The 26,542-nt window shown below is 62.7% G+C and carries 27 protein-coding genes; 13 read left to right on the plus strand and 14 right to left on the minus strand.

Annotated features, from left to right (window positions below; all coding sequences use genetic code 11):
• Positions 1-8 precede the first annotated feature (8 nt).
• The 12 genes from gorA to VGE08_RS01170 all read right to left on the minus strand — a co-directional run bounded on the left by gorA (position 9) and on the right by VGE08_RS01170 (position 12,578).
• On the minus strand, positions 9-1,352 hold the full coding sequence (gorA, locus tag VGE08_RS01115) for a glutathione-disulfide reductase (protein WP_331066002.1): 1,344 nt from the start codon (positions 1,350-1,352) through the stop codon (positions 9-11).
• Positions 1,353-1,391: 39 nt separating this feature from the next.
• Positions 1,392-1,646 carry a YheU family protein gene (locus tag VGE08_RS01120; RefSeq protein ID WP_331066003.1) on the minus strand — a complete coding sequence of 85 codons (255 nt, stop codon included), beginning with the start codon at positions 1,644-1,646 and terminating at the stop codon, positions 1,392-1,394.
• A 12-nt stretch (positions 1,647-1,658) separates the two neighbouring features.
• Positions 1,659-2,606 (minus strand): OmpA family protein, encoded by a 948-nt coding sequence (locus tag VGE08_RS01125; RefSeq protein WP_331066004.1) that lies wholly within the window; start codon positions 2,604-2,606, stop codon positions 1,659-1,661.
• A gap of 357 nt (positions 2,607-2,963) precedes the next feature.
• A complete protein-coding gene (locus tag VGE08_RS01130; RefSeq protein WP_331066005.1) occupies positions 2,964-3,743 on the minus strand; it encodes a TIGR04290 family methyltransferase in 780 nt (259 codons plus the stop codon).
• 20 nt (positions 3,744-3,763) lie between these two features.
• Positions 3,764-4,897: a CgeB family protein gene (locus VGE08_RS01135; protein WP_331066006.1), complete on the minus strand. Its 1,134-nt coding sequence runs from the start codon at positions 4,895-4,897 to the stop codon at positions 3,764-3,766.
• Entirely contained in the window at positions 4,884-6,020 is a 1,137-nt protein-coding gene (locus VGE08_RS01140) for a CgeB family protein (RefSeq protein ID WP_331066007.1), read from the minus strand. The genes VGE08_RS01135 and VGE08_RS01140 overlap by 14 nt, the downstream gene beginning before the upstream one ends.
• Entirely contained in the window at positions 6,017-7,150 is a 1,134-nt protein-coding gene (locus tag VGE08_RS01145; RefSeq protein ID WP_331066008.1) for a CgeB family protein, read from the minus strand. Before VGE08_RS01145 ends, VGE08_RS01140 begins: the two co-directional genes overlap by 4 nt.
• Positions 7,147-8,319 (minus strand): glycosyltransferase family 4 protein, encoded by a 1,173-nt coding sequence (locus VGE08_RS01150; protein WP_331066009.1) that lies wholly within the window; start codon positions 8,317-8,319, stop codon positions 7,147-7,149. The genes VGE08_RS01145 and VGE08_RS01150 overlap by 4 nt, the downstream gene beginning before the upstream one ends.
• Entirely contained in the window at positions 8,316-9,368 is a 1,053-nt protein-coding gene (locus tag VGE08_RS01155; RefSeq protein ID WP_331066010.1) for a Gfo/Idh/MocA family oxidoreductase, read from the minus strand. Before VGE08_RS01155 ends, VGE08_RS01150 begins: the two co-directional genes overlap by 4 nt.
• Entirely contained in the window at positions 9,365-10,348 is a 984-nt protein-coding gene (locus tag VGE08_RS01160) for an MDR/zinc-dependent alcohol dehydrogenase-like family protein (RefSeq protein ID WP_331066011.1), read from the minus strand. The genes VGE08_RS01155 and VGE08_RS01160 overlap by 4 nt, the downstream gene beginning before the upstream one ends.
• Positions 10,345-11,448: an NAD-dependent epimerase/dehydratase family protein gene (locus tag VGE08_RS01165; RefSeq protein WP_331066012.1), complete on the minus strand. Its 1,104-nt coding sequence runs from the start codon at positions 11,446-11,448 to the stop codon at positions 10,345-10,347. The genes VGE08_RS01160 and VGE08_RS01165 overlap by 4 nt, the downstream gene beginning before the upstream one ends.
• Positions 11,445-12,578 carry an SDR family NAD(P)-dependent oxidoreductase gene (locus VGE08_RS01170; protein ID WP_331066013.1) on the minus strand — a complete coding sequence of 378 codons (1,134 nt, stop codon included), beginning with the start codon at positions 12,576-12,578 and terminating at the stop codon, positions 11,445-11,447. The genes VGE08_RS01165 and VGE08_RS01170 overlap by 4 nt, the downstream gene beginning before the upstream one ends.
• A 361-nt stretch (positions 12,579-12,939) precedes the next feature.
• Here VGE08_RS01170 and VGE08_RS01175 point away from each other — a divergent pair, with 361 nt between their 5' ends.
• The 7 genes from VGE08_RS01175 to VGE08_RS01205 are packed head-to-tail and all read left to right on the plus strand — an operon-like array spanning position 12,940 to position 19,695.
• A complete protein-coding gene (locus tag VGE08_RS01175) occupies positions 12,940-14,085 on the plus strand; it encodes an inositol-3-phosphate synthase (protein WP_331066014.1) in 1,146 nt (381 codons plus the stop codon).
• Positions 14,033-14,632, plus strand: coding sequence for a histidine phosphatase family protein (locus VGE08_RS01180; RefSeq protein WP_331066015.1), 600 nt, complete (start codon positions 14,033-14,035; stop codon positions 14,630-14,632). Before VGE08_RS01175 ends, VGE08_RS01180 begins: the two co-directional genes overlap by 53 nt.
• Entirely contained in the window at positions 14,629-15,813 is a 1,185-nt protein-coding gene (locus VGE08_RS01185; protein WP_331066016.1) for a CgeB family protein, read from the plus strand. Before VGE08_RS01180 ends, VGE08_RS01185 begins: the two co-directional genes overlap by 4 nt.
• Before the next feature lie 2 nt (positions 15,814-15,815).
• A complete protein-coding gene (locus VGE08_RS01190) occupies positions 15,816-16,601 on the plus strand; it encodes a sugar phosphate nucleotidyltransferase (protein WP_349258592.1) in 786 nt (261 codons plus the stop codon).
• Positions 16,598-17,542, plus strand: coding sequence for a hypothetical protein (locus tag VGE08_RS01195; RefSeq protein ID WP_331066018.1), 945 nt, complete (start codon positions 16,598-16,600; stop codon positions 17,540-17,542). The genes VGE08_RS01190 and VGE08_RS01195 overlap by 4 nt, the downstream gene beginning before the upstream one ends.
• A complete protein-coding gene (locus tag VGE08_RS01200; RefSeq protein ID WP_331066019.1) occupies positions 17,539-18,759 on the plus strand; it encodes a phosphopentomutase in 1,221 nt (406 codons plus the stop codon). The genes VGE08_RS01195 and VGE08_RS01200 overlap by 4 nt, the downstream gene beginning before the upstream one ends.
• Before the next feature lie 6 nt (positions 18,760-18,765).
• A complete protein-coding gene (locus tag VGE08_RS01205; RefSeq protein ID WP_331066020.1) occupies positions 18,766-19,695 on the plus strand; it encodes a hypothetical protein in 930 nt (309 codons plus the stop codon).
• Here VGE08_RS01205 and VGE08_RS01210 read toward each other — a convergent pair.
• Together VGE08_RS01210 and VGE08_RS01215 are read right to left on the minus strand one after the other, a co-directional pair.
• Positions 19,643-20,725, minus strand: coding sequence for a sigma-54 dependent transcriptional regulator (locus VGE08_RS01210; protein WP_331066076.1), 1,083 nt, complete (start codon positions 20,723-20,725; stop codon positions 19,643-19,645). The two genes, VGE08_RS01205 and VGE08_RS01210, sit on opposite strands and share 53 nt — an antisense overlap.
• Positions 20,726-20,915: 190 nt before the next feature.
• On the minus strand, positions 20,916-21,992 hold the full coding sequence (locus VGE08_RS01215) for a UDP-glucuronic acid decarboxylase family protein (RefSeq protein ID WP_331066021.1): 1,077 nt from the start codon (positions 21,990-21,992) through the stop codon (positions 20,916-20,918).
• 479 nt (positions 21,993-22,471) lie between these two features.
• On the opposite strand from VGE08_RS01215, the gene VGE08_RS01220 reads away from it, so the two are divergent.
• The 6 genes from VGE08_RS01220 to VGE08_RS01245 all read left to right on the plus strand — a co-directional run bounded on the left by VGE08_RS01220 (position 22,472) and on the right by VGE08_RS01245 (position 26,528).
• Complete coding sequence (locus VGE08_RS01220; RefSeq protein WP_331066022.1) at positions 22,472-22,960, plus strand: hypothetical protein; 489 nt, start codon at positions 22,472-22,474, stop codon at positions 22,958-22,960.
• 4 nt (positions 22,961-22,964) lie between these two features.
• A complete protein-coding gene (locus tag VGE08_RS01225) occupies positions 22,965-23,369 on the plus strand; it encodes a phage holin family protein (protein WP_331066023.1) in 405 nt (134 codons plus the stop codon).
• Positions 23,366-24,109 (plus strand): DUF3618 domain-containing protein, encoded by a 744-nt coding sequence (locus VGE08_RS01230; protein ID WP_331066024.1) that lies wholly within the window; start codon positions 23,366-23,368, stop codon positions 24,107-24,109. Before VGE08_RS01225 ends, VGE08_RS01230 begins: the two co-directional genes overlap by 4 nt.
• 9 nt (positions 24,110-24,118) lie before the next feature.
• Positions 24,119-25,102: an SRPBCC family protein gene (locus VGE08_RS01235; RefSeq protein ID WP_331066025.1), complete on the plus strand. Its 984-nt coding sequence runs from the start codon at positions 24,119-24,121 to the stop codon at positions 25,100-25,102.
• Complete coding sequence (locus VGE08_RS01240; RefSeq protein ID WP_331066026.1) at positions 25,099-26,274, plus strand: zinc-dependent alcohol dehydrogenase; 1,176 nt, start codon at positions 25,099-25,101, stop codon at positions 26,272-26,274. Before VGE08_RS01235 ends, VGE08_RS01240 begins: the two co-directional genes overlap by 4 nt.
• Positions 26,275-26,387: 113 nt before the next feature.
• Positions 26,388-26,528 (plus strand): hypothetical protein, encoded by a 141-nt coding sequence (locus tag VGE08_RS01245; protein WP_331066027.1) that lies wholly within the window; start codon positions 26,388-26,390, stop codon positions 26,526-26,528.
• Positions 26,529-26,542 lie beyond the last annotated feature (14 nt).

The following is a 26,542-nucleotide window of genomic DNA, read 5'->3' on the forward strand; positions in this document are numbered from 1 at the left end:
CGGCGCGGCTACTTCAGCAGCACCAACTCCTCCGCCATGGTCGGATGAATGGCAACCACATCGTCGAGCTGTGACTTGCGCAGGCCGGCTTTCACGGCGACCGCCATGACCTGCATGATCTCCGGCGCGTCGGGCCCGATCATGTGCGCGCCAACGATCCTGTCGCTGGCGCCGTCGACCACGATCTTGTACAGAGCGCGCTCACTGCGTCCCGCGAGCACATTCTTCATGGGCTTGAAGTCCGCGGTATACACCTTGACCGAGCCGAGCGAGTTGCGAGCCTCGCCCTCCGTCATGCCGACGCCCGCGAGCGGCGGATGGCTGAACACCGCCGAGGGAATGCAGCTGTAATCCACCTTGGTGGGCTTGTTGCCGAACACGATATCCGCGAATGCCTGTCCCTCGCGAATCGCCACTGGCGTGAGTTGCACGCGATTGGTCACATCGCCGACTGCGTAGATCGACGGACACGTGGACTTGCTTTCATCATCCACACGCACGGCACCGTGCTTGTCCAGCTCGACGCCCGCACTTTCCAAGCCCAGCCCGTCGGTGTTCGGTACGCGGCCGGTCGCGAACATGATCGCGTCGCACTCGACAGGGCCCGTCGCCAGATGCACGGTGAGTGCCCCGCTCGGCTCCTTCACGACTTTCTCGAGCGGCGAGTTGAACAGGAACTGGATGCCTTTGATCATCGAGATCTGCAGCAGCCGATCGCGAATCTGTGCGTCATAGCCGCGCAGGATGGCGTCCGAGCGGTTCACCACAGTGATTTTGACGCCAAGCTTGTTGAACACGCCCGCGAACTCGTTGGCGATGTAGCCACCGCCCGCGATCAGCATGCGCTTGGGCAATTGTTCGAGGTGAAACGCTTCGTTGGAGGTGATGCCGTGTTCGCATCCTGGAGCGTTGGGCACGTGCGGGCGGGCACCGGTCGCGATAAGAATGACATTGGCCGTGACTTCGCTCTCGCCGACTCGCACGCTGTGCGGCCCGGTGACGACGGCGCGCTCCTGAAATACTTTGACCTTGTGGTTGTCCAGGGTTTGCGTATAGAGCCCGCTCAGCCGCGTCACCTCGGACAACACGTTGTCTCGCAGCGTTGGCCAGTCGAATTTGGCGCCTTCCACGTGCCAGCCGAAGCGCCGTGCATCTTCGAGGTCTTCGGCGAAGTGGGCGCCGTACACCAGCAGCTTCTTGGGTACACAGCCACGAATTACACAGGTGCCACCGATCCGATATTCCTCCGCGATGGCCACCTTGGCGCCATGCGCTGCCGCCACACGCGCCGCGCGCACACCGCCAGATCCGGCGCCGATTACGAGGAGGTCATAGTCACGCTTGCTGGCCATGAGCGAGGATCCCGGAAGCTCTGCGGAACGGGCAGTCTACTACGAACGCCCCGCGAGCTTCCGGCGCTCCACGATAGCTACCGAATTCGACACCGGATCGAACATGATCTGCGCCTCGCCCCGCTCGAGCTGCTGCATGACCTGCGCCAGCTTTTCTTCAAGGGTGTACTCGCGTTCGCCGTACTCGGTCCCCTCGCGAAGCACGAACGATTCGATGACGCCGCGCAACGCCTCGGGCGACAGCTCCGTGTGCGGGACCGCCACGGGCGTCTGGTCTTCCTCGTCTGGATACATGTCGCCGGGAGCCTACCAGGCAACCAGCTCCACGCGGCGATTCTTCGCTCGCCCGTCCTCGGCGCGATTCGATGCCACCGGTGAGCTGTACCCGACGCCCCAAGGCTTGAGCCTCGATGCATCGACGGCGTGGCTGGCGACGAGCGCTTGCACCACGGCTTGAGCCCGCCGACGCGACAAATCGATGTTGTAGTCGAAGGTGCCTGCGGTATCGGTGTGCCCGACGACCAGCAGCTTGAGCGCGCCGTCTTGTTTCATCAGTTTCGCGATCTCGACCAGCGCGGACTGCGACTCGGGTTTGACATCCGCCTTGCCCGAATCGAAATAGATGCCGTACAGAGCGACACGCCCGGTCGCGGCGATCTCGCGAGCCATGGCGTTGGCGTCGACCACGACCTGCCCGGTCTGCATGGGCTTCGCTTCGATGACATCGAGCTGCGTGAACACCCGATTCTTGTTGGCGCCGCCGACGCCATACGCCGCGGTCGTGTACACCGACACATACACGTCGCCGGTCGGCCGCGACAGACGCGCAGCGAGATACTTCTGATCCTTGCCGCTGAAGTGCATGATGCTCGGCGGATTCACCGCGTAGCTGAAGTCATTGCCGCAAGCCTGATTCTCGCACTCGTACACCGCGGCGAAGCCGGCGCCCTTGAGCGACTGCGCATAGTTACGGAACACTTCGAGAGCACTGCGCCCTTCCGGCGCACGATAGTGAATGCGTGTAATGCGGCCTTCCAGGGCCTGGGACGCCGACGGGCCGCTGCGCCGATCGCGCACCTGCCCCGTCGGCAAGGTGAAGCTATCGAAATCCTTTTCGTCGTACTTGAGGATCTCCGACCCGGCATAGCGGGACACCACCGGATGATCCTTCGAACCCGCCACGTCGGCGGCATGCACCGCGAGTGAAACGACCAGCCCCATCAGCGCAGCCATGCCGAACTTCAGTGTTGTCATGCAAGCTCCTCTCCCGAGACGAATACAGCCGAGTACCGAGACCAACGCTCATACATGGAACGACGAGCGGCGCAGACCGCCGGACACTCCTGGTGTGTCTTCGTATTGTCGTCGCGCCGGCTATCTTGCCCGGTCGCAAGGCTACATGCACCTCCCGGAGGTGCATCGGGGTCGATGCGGGGTTTCGGTAGACCGGTGGCCGTGCGCCTGGCCGCCCACCAAGCGGGGCCCTACTACGTCAAGTTGTCCCGGACCGGGTCGGCCGGATCAGCCACACACGCTGATCCTGCGGCGATTTAGTATACGAAACTAAACGCCGCGCAGGGGGCATGGCAAACCAGCACGCGGCATGTTGGTTCAGAGGCCGGCAGGACGATCCGCAAGCAATGCTTGCAGATTGTCCAGATCGCGCCGTGATGCCGGTGGGATGAGCACCGGACGACACACATAGAATTCGTGCTCGGGACGTGCAATCACTGCGAAACCCGCCGACCGTAGCATGGCCTCGACGCACATGGCATTGGGCACCCACCAGTTGCTGTCGTCTTCGGCCACGCGATGCTCGACGAACGCCATCTTGGGCCAGGCTTCCGACAGCATCGCCTCGCGTCCGTGCAACGGCAGATCCCGAGGCACCGATTGCTGAGATTCGCCGGGCATGGACATGCTCTGAAACATCATCAAGCGTGAGGTCGCACGCCGCACGAGATCGAGGGCCAGCGTCGGATAGCGCAAGTGATAGAACACGCCGGTGAACCACACCAGGTCGAAGCGCTGGCGGCTGTTCAGCAGTCGATAGACATCGCCCTCGATGAATTCGATCTGCCCGTCCAAGCCGAATTGCCGGGCGGCCCAGCGTGCCTGTCGCAGATACAAAGGCTCGACATCGACTCCCACCACCTGCGCGCCGCGGCGTGCCAGCTCGAAACTGTAGAAGCCGCCGTTGCAGCCGATGTCCAGCACCGACCAGCCGCTCAAATCCTCCGGTACCGCCCGGGCCAGATGCCGCCACTTGAACGAAGGAAAGTCGCCGAACGGATGACCGGGCGAAGTCTGCGAGCCATCGGGCAGGTGCAGGTTGTGAAACCAGGGCCCCAGCGCGGCGATCTGCTCGTGTATCGAAGACTTCGCTTGCATCATCGTTTGATCGCCTCGCATCAACTGGTCGCGGCCATGGACCCGGCCGCGACCACGGCATGCCGGCCCCGGGCCGGCCCGCGAACATTGCTCTCGCTGAGATAACGCTCGAGCTGCAAGGCGCGCCGCTCGCTGCTGTGCTCCGCCTGAATCCGTTCCCTGGCCGCGTCCGCGATTCGTTGTGCCTCCCCTTGATCCATGTCGCGCAACAGGGAAGTAACATCGCCGGCGCAATGCGCCAGCAGAATTTCCTTGCCCGGCGCCAGCAGGTCGCTGAGCCCGGGCCAGTCATCCGAGATGATCGGCGTACCGCAAGCCGCCGCCTCGAACAACCGCACGCTCGGTGCATAGCCGGCGCGGCGCATGTCCGCGCGAGTCAGATTCAGCGTGAATCGCTGCCGTCCGAAGAAATCTGCATGTGCATCGGGCGCCATGTGGTCGATTCGTTGCACGTTGCGAGGCCAGCTCAAACCCTCGGGATACTGAGCGCCAACCACCGCGAATCGTGATCGCGGCAGGCGCCGCGCTGGCTGGTTCAACAACTCCTCCAGGGCCGCCTGACGATCATCGCTATAGGTGCCCAGGTAGCCCAAGTCGATCTCACGCCGGTGCGGCACCGGTCGATGCTGCTCGACATCGACACTGCAATAAAGGGCTCGGGCCTTGCGTGCGCCGAACTCCTCCTGCAGGCGTAGCAGCGTCGGGCCGCCGCTGAAGCTCAGCATCACATCGAACTCGGGCACCTGCGACAGCGCCAGATAGTCACATTGATCGTTGCGCAGCTTTGCCAGCGTCACCGGAGTGTCGATGTCATAGAACAGCTTGATTCCACCCGCATGCTCCAGCACCCAATCACACACGCGCCGGCCGTCGTATACATACGACCCGACCACGACCGCGCCTGCGGCACGAATGCGCTGCGTATACCGCTCGCGCAGCTCTTCGAAATCCGAATACAGCCGTGACTTGCAGTACTGCAGCACGGGCGCATCGCGATTGCTCGCGTACCACGGCTGGTCGCATTCCAGGAACAAGACTCGATGGCCGAGGCCGTGCAGGCCACGGATCAGCGAACGGTAGGTCGAGGCGTGCCCGTTGCCCCACGAGGACGTGATGGACAAGCCGATGAAAATGATCTCGTCAGAGGGACGCACTGGCTTGTTCCTTTCCACGGCGCGCGAAAGTGGCGCCGACTGCAAGCTCATCGAGCAACAGCCGCTGCACTTCTCGTGCACGGTTATTGTAAGTGTGCTCTGCAAGCACTCTGCGGCGTGCACGGTCGCCAATGCGGCGAGCCGTGTCTGGCGTCAACCCAAGCAGAAGTGCAACCACTTCTTCGCCACTGCTCACCCGGAGCACTTCGCGCCCTGGCTCCAGAAATTCCGCCAATCCATCCCACGCGTCGCAGACGAGGCAAGCACCGGCTCCGGCGGCCTCGAACACTCGCGTAGGTGGCGAATAACCCGTGCGAGCCATGCTGTCGCGATTGACGTTCAGCACCGCGAGCGTCGAGCAATTGAAGGCATTGTGTTCGTGCGTGTACACGTGACCGACATTGCAAACGTTGGCGCTCAACGCCACATCCCGCTCCCAGCCACTGCCGCCCATCACAAAGCGCAGGTCCGGCAGTTGCGCCGCCGGGTTCAGGAAAAATTCGCGAACGCGCGCCTCCCGATCCGGCAAGCGATTGCCTAGAAAACCGAGCGTTCCGCAGAAGCGTGGGTCGGGGTCCGCTGGGAAGTGTGTCTCCGGATCCAGTGCGTTGTAGATCGGCACGCACTGCCGAGCGCCGAATCGCTGATAGCCGTCGATGACGGGCGGACCACCGCCATAAGTCAGCACCAGATCATAACGGCGCACCTCCGCGTGAAACGGATCGCCGGCGTTCTCACGCATTCTCTCCAGCGTCGCCGGCGCATCGACATCCCAGAACACAATAGTGTTCGTCGCTCGCTTGAGCAGCGGCACCTCGGCTTCCAGTTCCTCATCGAACACGCCCACCCCGCTCGCTTTGACGACCACATCGGCGTCGCGCGCCTGTTCGAGCGCGGCCTCCATGCCGTCCTGCGTGGCGGGATAGACCACTACCCTCGCCCAATGCGGGTCGGCAATGTCGCGATGCTGCTGACGCTGATAGGCATCAGGCTCAAAGAACGTCACATCGAAGCCGCAGCGATCGAGCGCCCGAATAATGCCCCGGTAGTACGTGGCCGCCCCGTTCCAGTATGCCGACACGAGGCTCGAACCGAACATCGCAACCTTGACGCGCGCAGTCATGCTGACATCTCCAGCGCTTCTCTTGCCTTCGCGGGATGGGCCCTGCGTGCGCCCGGCGTGCCGACGATGCTCAGTAACTCGTCGACACGGTGGGCACACGAATGCCGGGTACGGATGGTCTCCAACCCGTGACGAACCAGGCTCGCCGACAACTCTGTATCCGTGAGTACCGCCCGCAGATGCCGCTGCATCTGCCTTCCGTCAGCCGCCATCAAGTAATCCGTGCCGGTGCGAAAAAGCTCCTCGTCGTCATACCAGGGCGCGCTGATCAACGGGATGCCGCAACTCAAGGCTTCGAACATCCGAATGGTGGGAATGCCTCGTAGCTGCTGCACATACGCTTGTCTTGGAACGTGCACGGTGCAGCGATACCGCGCGAACACCCCGGGCACCTTGTGATTTGGCAACCAACCGTCGTGACGAATGCCTGCACCACGCAGCGTGTGAAGGGCATGTTGTGGATAGCGCACGCCATGGACCGTTGCATTCAGTCCAAGCCGCTCGGCCGGCTCGATCAGAAATTCCACAAGCTCGGCGCCGCGCTCGTCATCACCCCAATTCCCCACCCAAACCAAATCGCCGGCGCACTCGGTACGCGGCAGTGGATGGAAGCGACGCAGGTCGGCCGCCTCGTGCCACACCCACGTCTCGCGCGCCCAGCCATGCTCGCGGTATCGCTCGGCCACCGTGCGACCGAAGGCCAGCACGCCGTGATAGTGACGCAGATCGAGCGACGCCATGCTCTCAACATCCGTCACGCTGCGATGGTGAGTGTCATGGAACAGGGCTTTGCAGCCGGTGCGCGCCGCATGCTCACCGATGCGAGCAATCAGCTCGGGTTCATTCCATTCATGCACGATCACCACGTCTGCACCCTCGAGTACCGCATCGAGATCGAGCGTCTCGAGTTCGTAGAACCGGCTGCTCAGCTCCGGAAAGGCCACATGAAACTCATCGATCGCCACGCCACGTTCCGTCCGCAGATTGCCGAGGCTCCAACCGTCAGCGGGTTCGTACACGTGCACAGTGTGGCTACGGTCTAGCAGCTCGCTGACCACTCCGCGCAGGAAATGGGCGTTGCCGTGATTCCAATCTGAAACGAGCGAGTGATAGAACAAGACGAACTTCATACCCGCACCGCCTGTGCCTGCGTGCTACGCGATGACGAAGGGGCCATGCCGAACCGCTCCCCTCCATCCTCCAGGCGGCGCTGCGACGCGCCGATCAGTGTTTTGTAAAGCTCGCAGTAGCGGCCCGCCATCGCTCGTGCGGAGTAACCGGCCGCGCGCTGGCGAGCAGCAATGCCAAGCTCGCGGCGACGCATTGGATCTGCAATCAATGCATTGACGGCAACGCTCAGCTCGCGTGCATCACGAGGATCAAAGAACTCGGCCGCGCCGTCCCAAAGCTCGCGCAAGGTTGGGATGTCCGCGAGAACAAGCGCACAACCCGACGCCGCGGCTTCCGCTACCGCGAGTCCAAACGGTTCGTATAAAGCCGGATGGACGAAGATGCTTCCCTGACGCAGCCATGACACGACTTCGTTGCCCGGCAGCGAACCGAGCGCACGCAGTGACGAACTGGCAAACCGCGAACCGTCTGGGCCTCTGAGATCACCTGCGAGATACACAGGCCACGGCAGCTCCCGGGCTGCTTCGTCGAGCACTCCCATGTTCTTGGCCGCATCCCACGGCCGTCCGCACGCGAATACGATGGGCCGGCGCCGCCCCGTATCGGCGGCATCATTGTCGGAGGCCATACCGTTGTAGATGACGCGCGCCGACCAGCTACCCTGCCAGCCTCCCTGATAGCAGCCTTTCAACTCGGCCAGAAATGCCTGCGTTGGCGCAACGACCTGGTCAGCGCTGTTCAATCCAGCCACGACGCCGCAGCGATAAGCTTGCCACTTGATGGATGGAGCAACGCCGTGCACTGCTCTCCACCAGGACGACACGCACGAGTGAGCAACGCAGACTGTCGGTCTGCGCCAGCGTAGCGCTGCCAGGGAATATCCATTCACATGCACCACATCGGCAGCTTCGGCGTCCGCCAGCTGCAGCAGCCATTGTCCGGCTGCGTCCTGATCCTTCCAGCCTTCAGGCATCCACTCCAGTCGATAGTCGGATTCGAACAGTCGCACGTTGTTCAATGCCGCCGCGGTCCGCGCTTGCTCCGCAGTAGGACGTGGCCCGAGCGTCGCGAGCGTTACATCGACTCCATGCGACTGCAGCGACGCGCACAGCGTCATCGCGTAGCTCCAGACGCCGCCCACCGCATCGGCCGTCATGAGCACTTTCATGCCCGATACACCTCTTCGATCAGCGCAGCGCTGCGAAGGTAATCCTCGGCTGCCGCATCGAAGCCCGCGTCGATCTGCAATTGGCACAACCATTGTCGCAACGCGCGTGGCCCCCAATCATCGGGATGCGACCCAAGCCGCTCGCACTCGGTGCCTCGAAACATTCGCAACTCGAAGTCATAGAAGGAACCAGCGACGTTGTTCCACAGCGCGCCGCCACGCGTTCCGCTCAATGCGACCTGGATCATTGCAGGTTGACCGATGTGCGCATGCCACGAGCACGCCAGCCGCACCATGGCACCGTTGGCCTGAATGAACTCCGCATACGCCAGATCCTCCATAGCATCGCCGCAAACCGGCGCACCCTGCGCGAATATGCGGCTACGGACTCGCTCCATGCATGGCATGCCTTGCAGCCATAGCGCGAGATCAAGCAGGTGCACGCCCAGATCCATCATGCAACCTCCGCCCGCGAGCGTCCGGTTCTGGCACCAGGCTTTATCCGGACCATAAGCGTTATGAAACGTCAGATCGATGCTGACGATCTGACCGATGGCGCCACTGAGCACACGGCGACGCAGCTCATCCATGCCGTCGACATGGCGGTAGCAAAAGTCGACTCCCAGCAAGCGATCGCTGCGTTGCGCGCTATCGATGATCCTGCCTACATCGCGAAGCGTCGTGGCAAGCGGCTTCTGGCAGAACACAGCAAGGCCGCGTTCCAGGCAGGCAACAGCTTGCGCCGCATGCAGACCATTGGGCGTGGCGATCACCACGCCATCCAGATCCTCGCCCAACATGCGATCGAGATCTTTAGTGGCAATAGCGTCTGGATATGACGTCGATGCCGCATTCAGGCGATGCGTATCGTTGTCGACCAACGCGGCCACCTCGATCTCGTCCGCGAGCGCATCCAGGCGTTTTCTTCCGATCCATCCCAGGCCCACGAACCCGACGCGCGGACGACGCAGTACTCGATGCACGACCCGCGAGGACGCAAGCCTGATGACGGGCTTCGGATCGAGCTCCGTCTGAATCTGGGCGCTCACGCGTTCACCTCGTTGATCAGCAGCGCTTTGACGAAGCCGTCGGGCCGCTCGCGCATGAGCTTGAAGCCCTGGTCCATCGATTGCAGCGTCACCGTATGCGTCAGTAAAGGAAAAGGATCGAGCCGCCCTGCCAGCGCCGCCTGAATGGCTTTGTTGACGCCGCTCACATAGCGATCCGTGGCGCGTTCGTGCGCGTTCACCACATCCAGGCCGCGCCAGTTCCACTGCTGCATGTTGACCTGGCGCGGTCCATCCTGGTGATATCCCGCGATGATCAGGCGTGCCCGCTCGGCGCAGATCTCGCTCGACAAATCCAGAGAGCGCTGCGTCCCGCCGACTTCGATCACGCGGTCGAACCCGATGCCATCGGCAATCCTGATGGCGCGTTCCGCGTCGCCGCTATCATCGGTGGTAAGCAATATTTCATCCGCGTCCATTGCCTGTGCGAGCTGCAGTGCGAACGGCCGGTGCGACAACACCAGGACCTCAGCGCCGGCGTCGGCGGCGAGCTGGGTGAGGAGCAACCCAAGAAAGCCCGCACCGACGACAGCGACTCGTTGACCCGAGCGGATCTCACTGCGCTCGAAAATGTTCATCGCGCAGCCGAGCGGCTCGCCCGGAAATGGCTCGTCGTCCAGCTCCTGGGGTAACGGTACGACACAGTCGCGCGAAGCTACGTCGTACTCGGCATATGCGTGCCCCGACATGAGCGCGACACGCTGTCCGACGTCAATATCGTCGACGCCAGCACCGACGGCATCCACCAGCCCCCAGCCTTCGTGACCGGGCGACCCCGCTTCCAGCGGATAGTTGAACCATTGACGGCCCTCCCACACCGGAATATTGGATGCACACACGCCGCAGCCTTGCAGCCGCACTCGCACTTCGTTCTGACCGGGCTTGGACAATGCCACTTCTTGAACATGGCTGGTCATCGGACGGACCAGTGTCGCCGCCCGCTGCGTGTGCCCGGCGCTCATCTGGTCGCTCCCGAAAACTGCATCGCTGCTGTCGTCGGCTCAGTCGGCCGCAATGCGAGTAGCGCCGACGCTCTCAGCCACTCGCACAGATTGGCGGTTCCCTCGTCCACTGATACACGCGGATGCCAGCCCGTGGCCGCTTCGAAGCGGCTCGTATCGGAAACGTAATAACGTTGATCGCCTATGCGCCATGCTCCGTAGGACACATCGATGGGATGATTCAGCTGCGTCTCCAGCCGCCCGATCAACTCGACCACGCTGGTGGTGTTCGTCGGACCGCCGCCTATGTTGAATGCTTGCCCGCTCAGTGCAGGCATGGCCCGGCGTGCGCAGTCGAAGGCATCCAGCAGATCGTCGACGAACAACACGTCCCGCACCTGCATGCCGTCGCCATAGATGGTGATCGGCTCGCCACCCAGCGCATTGCGCGCCATGTGTGCGACCCATCCCTGGTCTTCGTTGCCGAACTGATGGGGACCATAGATGCAGCTCATGCGAAACACTGCCGTCCGCAGGCCGTAGCCGCGCGAGTAGTCGAGCACATACTGGTCGGCCGCGCCCTTGGAACAACCATACGGGCTATGAAAATCCAGGTGCCGCCCCTCATTGATACCGCGCAGCTGCGTGTGCCGATCAACCGGCATGTAGCGAGTCGCGTGCGCTTCCAGCACCAGATCGTCGAGCGTGCCGTAAACCTTGTTGGTTGAAGTGAACAACAAGCTCGGCGCTTGCGGGCAACGGCGTAGCGCCTCCAGCAGGTTGAGCGTGCCGAACGCGTTGACGTCGAAATCAAAGGCCGGGCTGGTCAGGCTGCTGGTGACTGCCACTTGCGCAGCCAGATGAACCACGTGTTCGATCCCGTGTAACGCCGCATCCAGCGCGCTCGCGTTCCTTACGTCGCCGTGAATGAAGCGCATCTGCTCGCCGTAGCGTTCGCTCAGCCAGGCGAGATTCTTTTCGCTGCCCGCGCGATCCAGGGAGTCGAAAATTCGCACTCGTTCGCCCCGCTCCATCAGCCGTGCCGCGAGATTGGTGCCTACGAATCCCGCCCCGCCGGTGATCAGAACAGCGCAACCTGCGCCTGAGGCCGACGCGCTCACAGCGTCAATCCCCTGCGCTCGAGCTCGGCATTCGCGATCATGAACTGATCCAGCGCTGGAGCGCGCGACAACCATTCGGCCAGCTCTCGCAGGCCGTCCTCGAAGCTCACTCGAGGCCGATAGCCGAGCAGCTGGCGTGCCTTGTCGATATCGGCGTAGCAGTGCCGGATGTCCCCCCAGCGACACTTTCCCGTCACCTGCGGTTCGACGCCGGCCTGCAGCACATCGATCACGCTGTTCGCTACATCGAGCACCGACCGCGACTCGCCAGACCCGACATTGAACACTTCTCCGCAACTGCTACTCGCCAATGCCAATCGGCACGCCTGCGCGATATCGTGAACGCTGACGAAATCGCGGCACTGCCTGCCATCTTCGAAAATCAGCGGAGGATTGCCGTTGAGACAACGCGACGCGAAGATCGCAAGCACGCCCGTGTAGGGATTGGACAACGCCTGGTAGGGGCCGTAGGCGTTGAAGAAGCGCAACGCCACCGTCGGCACGTCATAGGCGGCGCCAAACATCAGGCAGAGCTGCTCCTGATCGTACTTGGTCAATGCATATACCGACGCGGGAGACACTTGCTTGGTCTCCGGTGTCGGCAGCGGTTCGAGGATGCCGCCCGTCGAGCGCAGCTCCCACTCGCCACGGCGCAATTGCTCGCGTGAGCGCAAGGGCGGCTCCCAGGTTGGGAAATTGCCGCTGACACCGTGGCAGCAGTACAGTCCCTCGCCGTACACGCTCATACTGGAAGCGACCACCAGCTTTTGCACGGGCTGCTCGATCAGCGCCTCGAGCAATAGTGCGGTCCCACGATTGTTCACATCGACGTAGTGGTTGATCTGGTACATGCTTTGGCCGACGCCGACCGCGGCAGCCAGATGACAAACGTGCGTCACGCCCGCCAGCGCACTACGCAACGTATCGCGATTTCGGATGTCGCCCTCAATGCGCTCGACGTCGGAATGTAGATGTTGTGGAAAGCCCGGTTCGGCACCATGCACCTGCTCCGCAAGCGAATCGATCACACGCACGCGCCAACCGCCTTCCGCAAGCGAGTTAGCGACATGCGAGCCGATGAATCCGGCACCGCCAGTGACCAGCACGACTGCATCAGAGGTCAATCGCATGCCGTCACTGGTTGCACTGGCAGGTTCTGAATTCCAGGATGGGCTCACTACGATCTCCTCGCAGCTCGAACGCTGCGCCTTGAGCTGCGTGAGTGAAGTAGCAACAAGCGTGCCGCAGCTTCTCTGTAGATGAAGATGCAGAAAACTGGCGTGCATTGCCCCGGCGAAGTGGATTCAACCACGGCCGCAGCTACACACCGGGCAAAAAAGTTACAGGGACACGCACCTTCTACATGCCATTTTCACAGCCTCACTCCTGATCGGCCGATTCGAGCCAGCGGCGCGACCTGTGCATGCTTCGTGCATACATGTATTGCGCATATTGCGCATCTAGCGCGGCGGCATCGCGAAGGAGACGACATTGGGCGCACCCACGGTAAGAGTCGGAATCGTCGGCGCCGGCAACTGCGCCTCATCCTTCGTGCAAGGTCTCCACTACTATCGCGAGGCGCACGACGATGAGGACATTCCCGGACTCATGCATGCGCGTGTCGGCCGCTATCACGTCCGCGACATCGAAGTGACATCGGCCTTCGACATCAGCGCTCACAAGGTCGGCAAGGATCTCGCCGACGCCTTGCTTGCGCCGCCGAACAACACCCGTGTATTCACCAAGCTGCCCAAGCTCGGCGTCACGGTCGAACGGGGACGCACGCTCGACGGCATCGGCCGCTTCATGGAGCACGACCTGATCGAATCGAACGCGCCCGAGGCGGACATCGTCTCGACCTTGCGGCGCACCGGCACGCAGGTACTGGTTTCGTATCTTCCAGTGGGCTCGCAACACGCCTCCGAGTGGTATGCGTTGCGAGCCCTGGAAGCGGGCTGCGCATTCGTCAATTGCATTCCGGTATTCATCGCCTCCGATGCCGACTGGCGTCGGCGCTTCGAGCAGGCCGGCCTGCCCGTAGTGGGCGACGACATCAAGAGCCAGGTCGGCGCCACCATCGTGCATCGGGTGCTCGCCAATCTGTTCCGCGATCGCGGCGTGCGGCTCGACAACACCTACCAGCTGAACTTCGGCGGCAACGCCGATTTCAAGAACATGCTGGAGCGCGAGCGATTGGAATCAAAGAAGCTGTCCAAGACGCGCTCGGTCGCCAGCCAGGTCGACATCGCCCCCGGACACATCCACATCGGCCCCAGCGATCACGTCGAATGGCTCAGCGATCGCAAGTGGGCCTATATCCGCATGGAGGGCACGGCGTTCGGCGGCACGCCGCTCAACATCGAGCTCAAGCTGGAAGTGTGGGATTCGCCCAATTCCGCCGGTGTCGTCATCGACGCCGTGCGTTGCGCGCAGCTCGCGCTGGACCGCGGCGTTGGCGGCGCCTTGCAAGGACCTTCGAGTTATTTCATGAAGTCGCCGCCCCAGCAGTTCGTCGAGCACATCGCACGGCAGCTCACGCTGGAGTTCATCGCCGGCCAGCCGGCGTCGACGCAGGACACGGATCATGACCAACGAGCTCATCCTGGTACGACACGCCAGGTGCGAGCACATGGATGAGATGCTGCTCGGACGGACAGTCGACGCGCCGTTGGACGCGCAAGGTGTGCGGCAGGCCGAAGCGACAGCGAGCGCCCTGCGCCACCGCGACGATCTGCTGATCATGGCCAGCCCCCGGCGACGAGCTCGGCAGACAGCAGCGGCCATCGCCGCCCTGACTGGCGGTGAGGTCGTCAGCTCCGATGCGATCGACGAGATCGACTTCGGCCCATGGTCGGGCCAAACGTTCGCGCAGCTTGCCGGGGATGCCGGTTGGCGCTACTGGAACGAACACCGCAGCTCAGCGGCAACGCCCAGCGGCGAACGCATCGCCGACGTGCAAGCACGAATGCTCCGTCAGCTGAACCGCTGGCGGGAAGACTTTCCCGGACGAGTTATCGCCATCGTGACGCATGCGGAAGTCATTCGCGCGGTGCTCATGCACTGGCTGGACGCTCCCATCGATGGGTATGGTCGGCTGGCGATTGATCCTGCTTCGTACTCAACGGTGAGCCTCGGCGACTGGGGCGTGCGCATCGAGGGCATCAATCAGCGGGTGGCGGCATGAGGCTTGCGATCTTCGGCCTGACGATCAGCTCGTCGTGGGGCAACGGCCATGCCACGTTGTGGCGCGGCTTGGGTAAAGCGCTGGTGGCACTGGGACACGAGTTCATCTTCTTCGAACGCGATGTGCTCTATTACGCCAACACGCGCGACTGGTCATCTCTGCCGGACACGTTTCGCAACTGTGAGCTGGTGTTGTATGGCGATTGGTCATCGATCCGCTCCCGGGTGCGGCGCGAGCTGGAGAACTGCGATTGCGGGATGGTGACCTCATACTGCGCCGACGCGATTCCGGCCACGGACGAGATCCTCGATGCGCTTGGACCTCGCGCTGTCTTCTACGATCTGGATACCCCCATCACGCTGGATCGCCTGCGGGCCGGTAAAGAACTGGCATACATTCCCGCCAGAGGTCTGCGCGATTTCGATCTCGTGCTGAGTTACACGGGCGGTGCGGCGCTCGAGCAACTTCGCGACGTTCTCGGGGCCCGGCACGTGGAAGCTTTGTACGGACACGCCGACCCGGACACTCATCGGCCGGTGCCACCCATCGCTGACTATCGTGCCGACCTGTCGTGGCTCGGAACGTATTCCGCCGACCGGCAAACGGCGCTCGAAGAGTTGTTCGTATCACCGGCACGGCTGCGACCCGCGGACAAATTTCTGATTGGCGGCGCGCAATATCCCGAGCATTTTCCCTGGAGCGAGAATGTTTATTTCGTTCATCACGTGCCGCCCGCCGAGCACGCCGCATTTCTTTCATCCAGCCGGCTGACCCTCAACGTCACCCGCGAGCCCATGGCTCGCATGGGATGGTGTCCGTCGGGCCGCCTGTTCGAAGCCGCCGCGTGCGGCGCAGCCGTGCTGTCCGATCAATGGCGTGGTCTCGATTCGTTCTACTCGCCGGGACAGCAGATTCTTACTGCGTGCGGCGCGAACGACACGCTTGCTGCCATGGACATGAGCGACGCGCAGCTGCAGTCCATCGGTCGAGCTGCGCGAGAGCGCACGCTCGATGAGCACACGAGCCGACATCGCGCCGCTCAGTTGATTTCCTGTCTCGAACGATCGTCCACAGCGCTGCCGCACTCAACACCCGCGGGCACCCGCATTGAACATGCACATGCACATGGACATGAACATGAACATGACTGGGACCGGGACCGGGACAGGATGTGGCGATGAGCATGTGGGGCATCGTTCCCGCTGCCGGACAAGGCAGCCGCATCCAGCCGCTGGCCTTCTCCAAGGAGTTGCTGCCGGTGGGCTCCCGGGTGCTCGACGACGTTCATCGTCCGCGCGCCGTCAGCGAATATCTGCTCGAAAGAATGATCCGGGGCGGCGCCGCCAAGATCTGCTTTGTCATCGGTGCCGGCAAGTCAGACATCCTCGAATACTTCGGTGCCAGCTTCGGCAGTGCCGGGCTTGCGTACGTGGTGCAGCCCCGTCCCGCTGGGTTATGCGATGCGGTATTTCGTGCGGCGCCGCTGATCGCGCCGGACGACACGGTGGCGGTCGGCTTGCCTGACACCATCTGGTTTCCCGAAGACGCGCTCGCCACGCTGCCCGACGATCGTCTGTCGTTCGTGCTGTTCCCTGTCGAGCGGCCCGAACAGTTCGATGCGGTGGCGCTCGCCGAGGACGGCACGCATGTCACCCAGATCAAAGTCAAGCAGCGCGATCCCGGCACGCGCTGGATCTGGGGCGCATTCAAGATGCCGGCATGCGTGTTTCACGAGCTGCACGAGTTGTGGCTGCGCCCCGAACGCAACGACGAGTACTTCGGCACGCTGGTGAATGCCTACCTCGAACGAGGCGGCGAAGCTTTCGGCTGCAAGGCCGGCGAAGCTTACGTGGACGTGGGCACGTTGCAGGGCTATCACGCAGCCATGCGAATGCTGAACGAACCGGCAGCGCCGGCACCGCCGCGACACTCTCAACCGAATCCGGCCCCCGAGGAACTGCGCTCATGATCGAAGCGGCGATGATCTGGAACGAGCCCAATAACAAGTCGCATTGGGATCTCGAAGTCGATCCGGACTGGAGCCGGTTCGCGCGCCTCGCCAGCCTTGCCGGTGAAGCGATCCGCTCGGCGCACGCCACGCTACCACGCGTGCTCGGCGGCATTTCGCCCATCGATCCAGGATTCATCAGCAACCTCGAGGCGCGCGGCGTGCTCGATCATGTCGACGTGGTGGCGGTGCACGGCTTCCCGCTCGACTGGAATCTGTGGCGCATTGACGAGTGGCCGGCCAAGATCGAAGAAATCCGCGCGGTCACTCATCTGCCAGTCTGGGTCACCGAGGTCGGCGTATCCAGCTTCGGCGCGGAAGAAGTGCAGGCATGGGGCGTCGAGAGAACCGCTGAATTGCTGATCGGCCGCACGCCACGCATTCACTGGTACAGCCTCTACGATCTGCCCAGAGCCTGGCCGGCGACCACGCGTCATCGCGAGGCCGAAGGCTCCTCGTACTATCGTCACTTCGACATGGGCCTGTTGCGAGAGGATGGCACGCCGAAGCTGGCGCTGGAAAAGTTCGCCGACTACGCCCGTGAGCTCGGCCTCTGTCAGTGGTTTCATTATCAGGATCATCGTCTCGAGCCGAGCGTGGCCTGGTTGAAGCGCCTGGGCGTGCGGCACTTGCGCACCGGACTCTCCTGGGCCGACAGCTTTCAACCGAACGCGCTCGCCTGGTTCGACCGTCAGATGCAAGCGCTGCAGGACTTCGACGTCACCGTGACCTTCTGCTTCACGCCCGAACACATGGGCATCCTGCCTCATCACACCAGCGCGCCACGCGAGCCGGAACTATTCGCCGAGTTCTGCGCTAGCATGATCGAGCGCTATGCGCCGGGCAAAATCTCCTTCCATCACCACGAGGCCACCCTCGAATCCAGAGTGGCAATCTCATGACACGCGCATTCATCCTCGTGCTCGATTCCTTCGGCGTTGGCGGCGCGCCAGACGCCGCCAGCTTCGGCGATGAAGGATCGAACACGCTCGGTCATATCTTGGAGCGTTGCGCCGCTGGCGATGCCGATCGCAGCGGAGTGAGACACGGACCACTGCGCGTGCCCAACATGGCTTCACTCGGACTCGGCGAATGCTGCCGGACGGCAACGGGAGAAGTGTCGCCGGATTTGGCCGCAGAGCATTGGCTCCAAGGCCGCGCCGGCGCCGCCGCGGAAGTCTCGACGGGCAAGGATTCGCAATCGGGTCATTGGGAGATCGCCGGCAACCCGGTGCGCTTCGACTGGGGCTATTTTTCCAGAACCGAATGCAGCTTCCCCGAGTCGTTGCTCGAGGCCTTGTGTGAACGCGCCCATCTCGACGGCATTCTCGGCAACAAGCATGCCTCGGGGACCCGCATCATCGAGGAACTGGGTGACGAACACGTGCGCACCGGCAAGCCGATTTGCTACACCTCGGCGGACAGCGTCTTTCAGATCGCCGCCCACGAACAGGCATTCGGCCTGCAACGGCTCTATCAGGTTTGCGAGATCGCGCGAGAATTGCTCGATGAACTGCGCATAGGCCGCGTGATCGCCCGACCTTTCGTAGCGACTGCCGAAGGTTACCGGCGCACGGCGAATCGACGCGACTACGGCGTGCCGCCGCCCTTCCCGACCCTGCTCAGCCGCGCCTGGGAGCAAAGCCGCGAAGTGGTCTCGGTCGGCAAGATCGGCGACCTGTTCTGTCACGTGGCCACCGGCAAGGAACTGAAGGGGCGTGACAATCACGACGTCTTCGATCACGCCCTGGAAGCGCTGCCCCGCCTCGGCGATGGTGGCTTGATGCTGGTGAATCTGGTCGATTTCGACGCGTTGTATGGTCATCGCCGCGATGTCTGCGGATATGCCACGGCGCTGGAGGAATTCGATGCCCGCCTGCCGGAGTTCCTGTTGCAGCTTCACCCCGGGGATCTGGCCGTCATTACGGGCGATCACGGCTGCGACCCCACCTGGCCCGGCTCGGACCACACACGCGAATGCATCCCGGTGCTCGCCTTCGGACCTTCGATCGCGCGTGGCGAGATCGGCAGGCGCGCCAGCTTCGCCGACATTGGCGCCACTCTCGCCGACCATCTCGACTTGCCGGCAGTCGGGCCTGGCCGTTGCTTCGCATGGTAGCGTGTCATGGACGCATGGGTGCAGGCCATGCGGTGCGGAGATTTCCCGACCGCCTGGCGTATCAGTGACGGCGTGCTGAAACAGCGGCTGCGCAAGGGCGAGCTGTGCGACAGCTGGCCCCGTCATCTGCAATTCATCTGGCGTGGCGAACCGCTAGCTGGACGGCGGCTGTTCGTTCGCTGCTATCACGGGCTCGGCGACACGCTGCAATTCGTCCGGCTGCTCGCGACACCAAGATTGCGTGCCGCCGAAATCACTCTGTGGGCCCAGCCGCAGTTGCTGACGCTGCTTCGAACGGTGCGCGGCATCGACCATCTGCTGCCGCTGCATGAAGGCGAGCCGGATGTGGACTACGACGTCGACGTGGAGTTGATGGAACTGCCGCACGCCCTGCGCATCGACAGCAGCGACCTACCGGGTCCGCTGCCCTATATATATGTATCGGCGCCGCCTTGCAGCAGCTTGCGGACACGGCGCATCGGCATCTGCTGGCGCTCTGGCGACTGGCGCACGCAACGGTCCATTCCCGTGGAGACGCTGCGGCCATTGGCCTCACTACCCGACATCCGATGGTTCAATCTGCAATTTCCTTCCGAGCCGTGCGAGCTGCCAGCGGCACCGATTGCGTGCCGTGACCTCGCCGAGATGGCCGTTCGCCTGCGCTTGCTGAATCTGGTCATCACGGTCGATACGATGACCGCACATCTCGCCGGCGCCCTGGGACTGCCAGTATGGCTGCTGCTGGATCACGACCCCGACTGGCGCTGGATGAGCGGCCGCGACGATTCGCCCTGGTATCCCACCATGCGCTTGTTCCGCCAGCGCCGGCCCGGCGACTGGGCTGGTGTCATCGAAGAGGTGCGCAGCGAGCTCGGCAGCGGCGCTACGCCAGTGCGCGGTATTGGTTCAAGCGGTTATAGAGCGTTTTCAGGCTGATACCCAGCACGGCGGCGGTCTTGGTCTTGTTGTCGTCGCAACGGCGCAGGGTCTCGATGATCACCACCTGCTCCACTTCGGCCAGCGACATGCCATCGCGGAACGTCACGGCAGCATCCCCGTCTGCGCCCGGCATGGCGAGATCCGGACCGCAATCCGCAGCGCTGCGCAGATCGAGCTGCTGGTCGGCAAGGATGAAAGCACGTTGCACGGTGTTGTAGAGCTCGCGCACATTGCCCGGCCAATGATGCTGGCGCAGGTAGCGCAGCGAGTCGGCCGACAAAGCCTTCTCTCGCCCTTCCGCTTCATTCAGCCTCTGCAGGAAGCTGCGAGCGAGCAGGTAGATATCCTCGCCCCGCTGCCGCAATGGCGGGATATGCAGGTGAAACACGGCCAGCCGGTACATCAGATCGGCTCGCAGCTTGTTGTCCGAAAGCGCCTCGGACAACGGGCGATTGGTGGCGGCGATCACTCTGGCCTGTAGCGGTAGCTCGCGCTCGCCGCCAACGCGAGTAAAGCGCCGCGACTCCAAAGCCCGCAGCAACTTCACTTGCATCTCCAGCGGCATCTCGCCGGCTTCATCGAGAAACAACGTACCTCGACCGGCGCGCTCGAAGTAACCCGCCTGCGCGCGGATCGCGCCTGTGAAACTGCCGCGCTCGTAGCCAAACAACTCCGCTTCCACCAGCGTAGCTGGAATGGCGCCGCAGTTCACCGCAACGAATGGTTCATCTCGCCCGGCGCTCAGCGAATGTATGGTCTCGGCCACCAATTCCTTGCCCGTGCCGCTCTCGCCAGTCAGCAATATGCTCACTGCGGTCGGCGCGACTCGGCGAATTCGCTGAAACAGCTCACGCATCGGTGGGCAGACGCCTACCAGGCTTCCCAAGCCGCCCACCTGCGTATCGCCCCCCTGCTTCTCGCTCTGATCCTGCTCCGTCTCGAGCTCTGCGACGCTACTCTTTCCCAGACCCAGCCCGTCGTGCGCCGGCTCGTACTGCAACCTTCTATTCGAGTCCAGGGGATTCATGCTCACGACGGCTCCATGTTCCGGAGAGTCAACGGCGCCACCTTGAAACGAATGAACGATGGCGCGCACCGAGAACCGCGCATTCCAAGGACGCGCAAAGCCTGCGCATCGCCCCTCGACAATATCGAGCATGCCGTGATGGGCGGAGACTTCCGATAGTTGGAAGTCGATTGACGCCGCGGGGCCACTGCTAGATCGCGTTCACTCCCGCTAATGGCGTGGCGGCACTGGAAAGTTCCTTTGTACCCCGTAGTGACATGTCTCCGCGTCGCAGCCGCCGCTGCACATCCCGGATGGTCATCATCAACCCGGCATCGAGATCGGTGCGTGGCCGCCAGTCGAGCGCACTGATCGCCAGTGAGATATCGGGCCGTCGACGCGGCGGGTCATCCACCGGCAACGGCCGCATTTGAATCCTGGAACGCGAGCCGGTGAGCTTGATCACGCGTTCCGCCAGCTCCCGCACGCGAATTTCCGCGGGATTGCCGATATTCACTGGTCCGCCAAAGTCTTCCGGCGCCCCCATGATGCGCATGATGCCGTCGATCAAATCATCGACGTAACAGAACGAGCGGGTCTGAGTGCCATCGCCATACACGGTGAGCGGCGCATCCGACAGCGCTTGTGAGATGAAGTTGATCACGACCCGGCCGTCCTGGAGGCTCATTCCCGGACCATACGTGTTGAAGATGCGCGCGATGCGCGCGGCCACCCCAAACTCTTGCCTGTAGATGAAGCACAGAGTCTCGGCGCAACGCTTGCCTTCGTCATAACAGGCTCGTGGTCCAACCGTATTGACGTGCCCCCAGTACCGCTCCGACTGCGGATGAACGGTCGGATGTCCGTAAATCTCGCTGGTGGATGCCTGGAACAGCTTCACGCCGCAGCGACGCGCGACTCGCAAGAGCGTATCCACGCCACGCACGCTGCTGAAGAAGGTGTCGAGCGGATTGCGCTGATAGAGAACCGGCGACGCCGCACACGCGAGATTGAAGATTGCAGCCACGTCTCCGAACTGCCCTTCGTCCAGCGACATGACATCGCCGCGCATCAGCTCGAAATTCGGATGCGACAGCAAGTGCTCTACCGATTCGGGATCGCTGGTGCAGAAGTTGTCGACGCACAGGACAGGCTCGCCCTCCGCAAGCAATCGGGCACAGAGGTGCGAACCCAGAAAACCCGCTCCGCCGCACACCAGGATCGGCCTACGTGGGACTACTGACTTCGCGCCCTCGCCGCCGTTTTGCTTCTTGATTGCCGTACTCACAGGATCTCCTTCGGTGAGTCTCGGCTTACAAGAGACAGCACCTCGTCATTGCTGATGCGCCAGGGCGCACGAATACCGTTGAGGAAAGTAGCAACAAGCGTGCCGCACGACTTGGGCGCCGCGATCGTTGCACGACAGCGTACAAACAAGAAGCTGGATGCCGATCCAGCGGCACTGCGGTGGCGCAGAAATACCAAGGCGGCAGAAAAGTTACACGGGCCTGGATCGCTTACATATCGACGCCCGTATCGACGCCCGTATCGCCGCCGTGGCGATACATGAGCAGCGGAGCATGTGCCCGTGAGGATCAATCATCGAGGTGAGCCATTGGGGGGGTGAGCATTAGGCCGATCATGATCCAGCGAGCGCAGCTCACGCGAGGAAAGTTTCGTTTGGCGACCGCGTACGGCTGGAACCTTATGGCGGGCGCAAAGTTGTTTTGAGCAACGCCTTTCGATGTATCCGCAACGGAGTCAGCCATGAGCGAATCGACCGACAACATCTCGTCCCGCGCCGCCAATCGCGCGGCAGACCTGAAGCAGCGCGTAAAGCGCGACAGCAAGCAACGCATCGACAAGGGCAAGCGTGCCGCGGCCGATCAGATCGAGGATATCGCCGATGCTCTGGACGTTGCCGGCTCCAGACTCGATCAATCGCAGCCCACCCTCGCGAGCTACGCATCCAAGCTAGCGGATGGCGTAGGCGCGCTCGCCACGCGATTGCGTGAGGACAACATCGAGGACCTATATCGGGACGCGCGCCGCTTCGCGACGGAGCATCCAGGAATGTTCCTATTGGGCGGTGCTGCCGTGGGCCTCGCAATCGCGCGGTTCATGAAAGCGGAAGTCGTTGACGACGACCGTGCGAGCCTCGGTACCGATACCACCCAGTCGGCCTTTGCGTCCGAAGTCGGCCTCGAGCGATCCGAGCGGTTCGAAGGCGCATCCGGCTCGGCTCCGGGAGTGTAACGCCATGGCTACGCCCTCGAACCAGGTTGACGGCGGCGAAACAACTTCGATTGCCACCCTGCTGAGCAGACTCGTGGAGGACGCCACAGCGCTCGCGCGCAACGAAGTTGCACTCGCGAAAGCCGAAGTCCGCGGCGTCGTTCGCGACGTAAAGATGAGCGTGGTCCCGTTCACCATCGCTGGCGGTGTACTGCTGGCGGGCGGGCTCACACTGGTCGCCGCACTCGTACTGGCACTAGCTGAAGTCGTAGAGCCATGGCTGGCGGCGCTGATCGTTAGCGTCGTGCTGCTCGTCATCGGTTGGGCGCTGCTCAAGGCCGGCCAACGCAAGTGGTCCCACATCAGTTTCGACCGCACTCAGGAATCCCTGCAGAAAGATGCGACCGTGGTCGCGAGGAGAGCTTCATGAACGCCAGCACCGATAAAGGCGGAACCTGGAAGCGCGGCGGCACCTATGGTGGCGCCAGCGACCTGGAGCGCGAAGGCGATCAGCTGCGCGCCGACATGGATCGCACCCTGGACGAAATCGAACGCGAGTTGTCCCCGCACAAGTTGTTGGACCGCTCGATGGAGTTCTTTCGAGAGCACGGCTCGGACTTCGTCAGGGAGGCCGGCGACACGATTCGCCGCAATCCCATGCCGGTGCTGCTGACGGCCGCGGGTGTCATATGGTTGACGGCCGCAGTGGCGAGCTCGCGCTCGTCATCGGGTCAGGGGCGTCAGCGCTGGGACGGCGGATCGCATCTCGATGAGGACATGGCCTCCTTCGACGACTTCTCCGCAGGCCATGGGTACAGCGACACTTCGACGCACTCGGGGTCAACCAGTCGTTGGAGAGAAAAGTCCCAACATCTGCAGCATCAGCTGCACGAGAAGTCACAGCAAGTCAGCTCGGAAGTGGGCTCGCACCTGGCACGATTGGTGCGTGAGCAGCCCATCGCCCTTGGCGCATTGGCCGTCGCTGCCGGTGCATTACTAGGCGCGGCTTTGCCTATGACCCGGTATGAGAATCGCGTGATGGGTCCGTCCCGTAACCGTTCGTCGTGGCGAGATCGTGAGGAGCGTGGCCAGCGCAGTGATGAGTCTCGCGAGTTCTCCTCGTCGGCAGCGGGAACGACCGCGGGCGACACGACCATGATCGACGAGTAGGAGGCCATCATGGCGATTGCCGCAGGACCTGCCATGTCGAAGCTGCCCCAGGCGGCTTCCCGATCCATTCGAAATCTGCGCGATCGTGCGGATCGCGAAACCATCAATCGTTCGCTCGGCTGGTTCAGCCTTGGCCTGGGCGTCGCGCAATTGCTTGCGCCCAGAGCCGTAGGACGAGCCATCGGTATCGGTGACCGTCCAATTGCCATGCGCCTGTGTGGCGCGCGAGAAATCGCGAGCGGTATTGGCTTGCTCTCGGGTCGTGCTCCCACAGCGTTTGCCATGGCGCGCGTGGTAGGCGACGCGATGGACCTTGCCCTGCTCGGGGCATCGCTCGGGTCGCGGCGAGCCAACCGCAATCGAATTGCCGCTGCCGCCACCGCGGTAGCGGGCGTGACGGCGGTCGATCTCTATGCCAGCAAGCTCGACGTCGAGGAGTCGAGAAGACAGGCACGGCACGATCAACCCGTCACGGTCAGCCTGATCATCAACGCGCCGCCGGAACGGTTGTATGAATTCTGGCGCAAGCTCGACAACCTGCCCCGCTTCATGAAGCACCTGCAGTCGGTCGAAGTGCTGGACGAGCGTGTATCGCGCTGGGTTGCGGTGGCACCGGGCGGTGCGCGCGTGCAGTGGGAATCGGAGATCATCGACGATCGTCCGAACGAGTTGATCTCGTGGCGCACCCGCCCCGGTTCACAAGTGAATCACCGTGGCAGTGTTCGATTTTCCCCGGCACCAGGCGGACGAGGCACGTTGGTGCGCGTAGAGATGATTCACGGAGCGGTCCAGGGCGCACTTAACGGCGGAATTCGCGCTCGCATCACCAAACTGCTGGGTGCGGCACCCGAAGTGGTGATCAAGGAGGATCTGCGCCGGTTCAAACAGTTGATCGAGACCGGCGAAATACCAACGACGCGCGGGCAACCCACCGGTGCGCGCAGCTTCATCGGCCAGAACCTCTCACGCACGGTCCACCAGGAGGCAGAATGAAAGCGGTGTGTTGGCAAGGCATCGGCAAGGTGGGCGTCGAGCACGTTCCCGAGCCGCGCATCCTGAACCCGCGCGACGCTATTGTGAAGGTGACTCGTGCGGCGATCTGCGGCTCGGATGTGCACCTCTACGATGGCTATGTGCCGGGCATGCTGCGTGGAGACATCCTGGGTCACGAGTTCATGGGTGAAGTGGTCGAGGTCGGTTCAGCCGTCAGCAATCTGGCGGTCGGCGATCGTGTGGTGGTGCCCTTCCCCATCTCGTGCGGCAATTGTTTCTTCTGCGAACGGGAGATGTTCTCGCTGTGCGAGAACTCCAACCCGAATGCCAGGTTCGCCGAGAAATTCTGGGGATATTCTCCCGCCGGCATCTTCGGCTACTCGCACTTGCTGGGTGGATTTGCTGGCGGCCAGGCGGAGTATGTGCGCGTGCCGTTCGCGGACGTGGGTCCGCTGAAGATCCCGGAATCGCTCAACGACGAGCAGGTCTTGTTTCTGGGTGACATTCTGCCCACGGGCTACATGGCGGCCGAAAACTGCAACATTCAGGAAGGCGATACTGTCGCGGTGTGGGGCTGTGGCCCGGTAGGACTGTTCGCCATCCAGAGCGCCAAGCTGCTTGGAGCGACGCGCGTGATTGGTATTGATCGGTTCCCTGAACGTTTGCGACTTGCGCGCCAGGCGGGCGCAGAGCCGCTCAACTATGACGAGAGCGACGTGCTCGAAACGTTGCGCGATATGACCGGCGGTCGCGGGCCGGATTCGTGCATCGACGCGGTGGGCATGGAAGCACACATGCACGGGCTGCAACACGCTTATGATCGAACCAAGCAGGCGCTGCGCATGGAAACGGATCGGCCAGGAGTGCTACGGCAGGCGATTCAGGCCTGTCGCAAGGGCGGCACCGTGTCAGTTGCCGGCGTGTACGGCGGAGTGGTCGATAAAATTCCCTTCGGCGCCGTCGTCAACAAGGCGTTGACCGTGAAAGCCGGCCAGACCCACGTGCAGCACTACATGAAACCGCTGCTTGCCCGCATCGAGAGCGGCGAGATCGATCCCTCGTTCATCATCACGCACCGTGTCGGCATCGACGACGTGCCCGAGGCCTTCGCCATGTTCCGCGACAAGCAACACGAATGCGTGAAAGTGGTCATCCAGCCGAACGGGCACTGACCGGCTAGTTGTTTCCTTCGCGACGAGTGTGCTCTGCAACGTCATGCACGCCGAGGGGTTCCCAGGTCCGGGGCAAGGTTGTCGCAGACTGGTATGACGCGAGGGTGTGCGACGTGCGAAGCACCAGCGTGGAGTCGAGCTATCGGCTCCATCGCAACAGCAAGCCCGACACGATCGTGCTGGATCTGGCGATTCCATACCCGAACGCCACGGTTGACCTAGGTCAAGGCTGCACTGCCGCCTGCGAGCTGTAATTCAGACAAGAATT

The organism is Steroidobacter sp. (assembly GCF_036406195.1).
Lineage (GTDB): Bacteria > Pseudomonadota > Gammaproteobacteria > Steroidobacterales > Steroidobacteraceae > Steroidobacter.

Coding starts and splice junctions, on each gene's coding strand:
- VGE08_RS01210 (WP_331066076.1), bottom strand. CDS start 20,725: ATGAATCCCCTGGACTCGAATAGAAGGTTGCAGTACGAGCCGGCGCAC.
- VGE08_RS01190 (WP_349258592.1), top strand. CDS start 15,816: ATGTGGGGCATCGTTCCCGCTGCCGGACAAGGCAGCCGCATCCAGCCG.
- VGE08_RS01120 (WP_331066003.1), bottom strand. CDS start 1,646: ATGTATCCAGACGAGGAAGACCAGACGCCCGTGGCGGTCCCGCACACG.
- VGE08_RS01220 (WP_331066022.1), top strand. CDS start 22,472: ATGAGCGAATCGACCGACAACATCTCGTCCCGCGCCGCCAATCGCGCG.
- VGE08_RS01145 (WP_331066008.1), bottom strand. CDS start 7,150: ATGAAGTTCGTCTTGTTCTATCACTCGCTCGTTTCAGATTGGAATCAC.
- VGE08_RS01235 (WP_331066025.1), top strand. CDS start 24,119: ATGGCGATTGCCGCAGGACCTGCCATGTCGAAGCTGCCCCAGGCGGCT.
- VGE08_RS01180 (WP_331066015.1), top strand. CDS start 14,033: ATGACCAACGAGCTCATCCTGGTACGACACGCCAGGTGCGAGCACATG.
- gorA (WP_331066002.1), bottom strand. CDS start 1,352: ATGGCCAGCAAGCGTGACTATGACCTCCTCGTAATCGGCGCCGGATCT.
- VGE08_RS01185 (WP_331066016.1), top strand. CDS start 14,629: ATGAGGCTTGCGATCTTCGGCCTGACGATCAGCTCGTCGTGGGGCAAC.
- VGE08_RS01170 (WP_331066013.1), bottom strand. CDS start 12,578: ATGCGATTGACCTCTGATGCAGTCGTGCTGGTCACTGGCGGTGCCGGA.
- VGE08_RS01140 (WP_331066007.1), bottom strand. CDS start 6,020: ATGACTGCGCGCGTCAAGGTTGCGATGTTCGGTTCGAGCCTCGTGTCG.
- VGE08_RS01125 (WP_331066004.1), bottom strand. CDS start 2,606: ATGACAACACTGAAGTTCGGCATGGCTGCGCTGATGGGGCTGGTCGTT.
- VGE08_RS01230 (WP_331066024.1), top strand. CDS start 23,366: ATGAACGCCAGCACCGATAAAGGCGGAACCTGGAAGCGCGGCGGCACC.
- VGE08_RS01195 (WP_331066018.1), top strand. CDS start 16,598: ATGATCGAAGCGGCGATGATCTGGAACGAGCCCAATAACAAGTCGCAT.
- VGE08_RS01205 (WP_331066020.1), top strand. CDS start 18,766: ATGGACGCATGGGTGCAGGCCATGCGGTGCGGAGATTTCCCGACCGCC.
- VGE08_RS01225 (WP_331066023.1), top strand. CDS start 22,965: ATGGCTACGCCCTCGAACCAGGTTGACGGCGGCGAAACAACTTCGATT.
- VGE08_RS01200 (WP_331066019.1), top strand. CDS start 17,539: ATGACACGCGCATTCATCCTCGTGCTCGATTCCTTCGGCGTTGGCGGC.
- VGE08_RS01240 (WP_331066026.1), top strand. CDS start 25,099: ATGAAAGCGGTGTGTTGGCAAGGCATCGGCAAGGTGGGCGTCGAGCAC.
- VGE08_RS01150 (WP_331066009.1), bottom strand. CDS start 8,319: ATGAAAGTGCTCATGACGGCCGATGCGGTGGGCGGCGTCTGGAGCTAC.
- VGE08_RS01130 (WP_331066005.1), bottom strand. CDS start 3,743: ATGCAAGCGAAGTCTTCGATACACGAGCAGATCGCCGCGCTGGGGCCC.
- VGE08_RS01160 (WP_331066011.1), bottom strand. CDS start 10,348: ATGAGCGCCGGGCACACGCAGCGGGCGGCGACACTGGTCCGTCCGATG.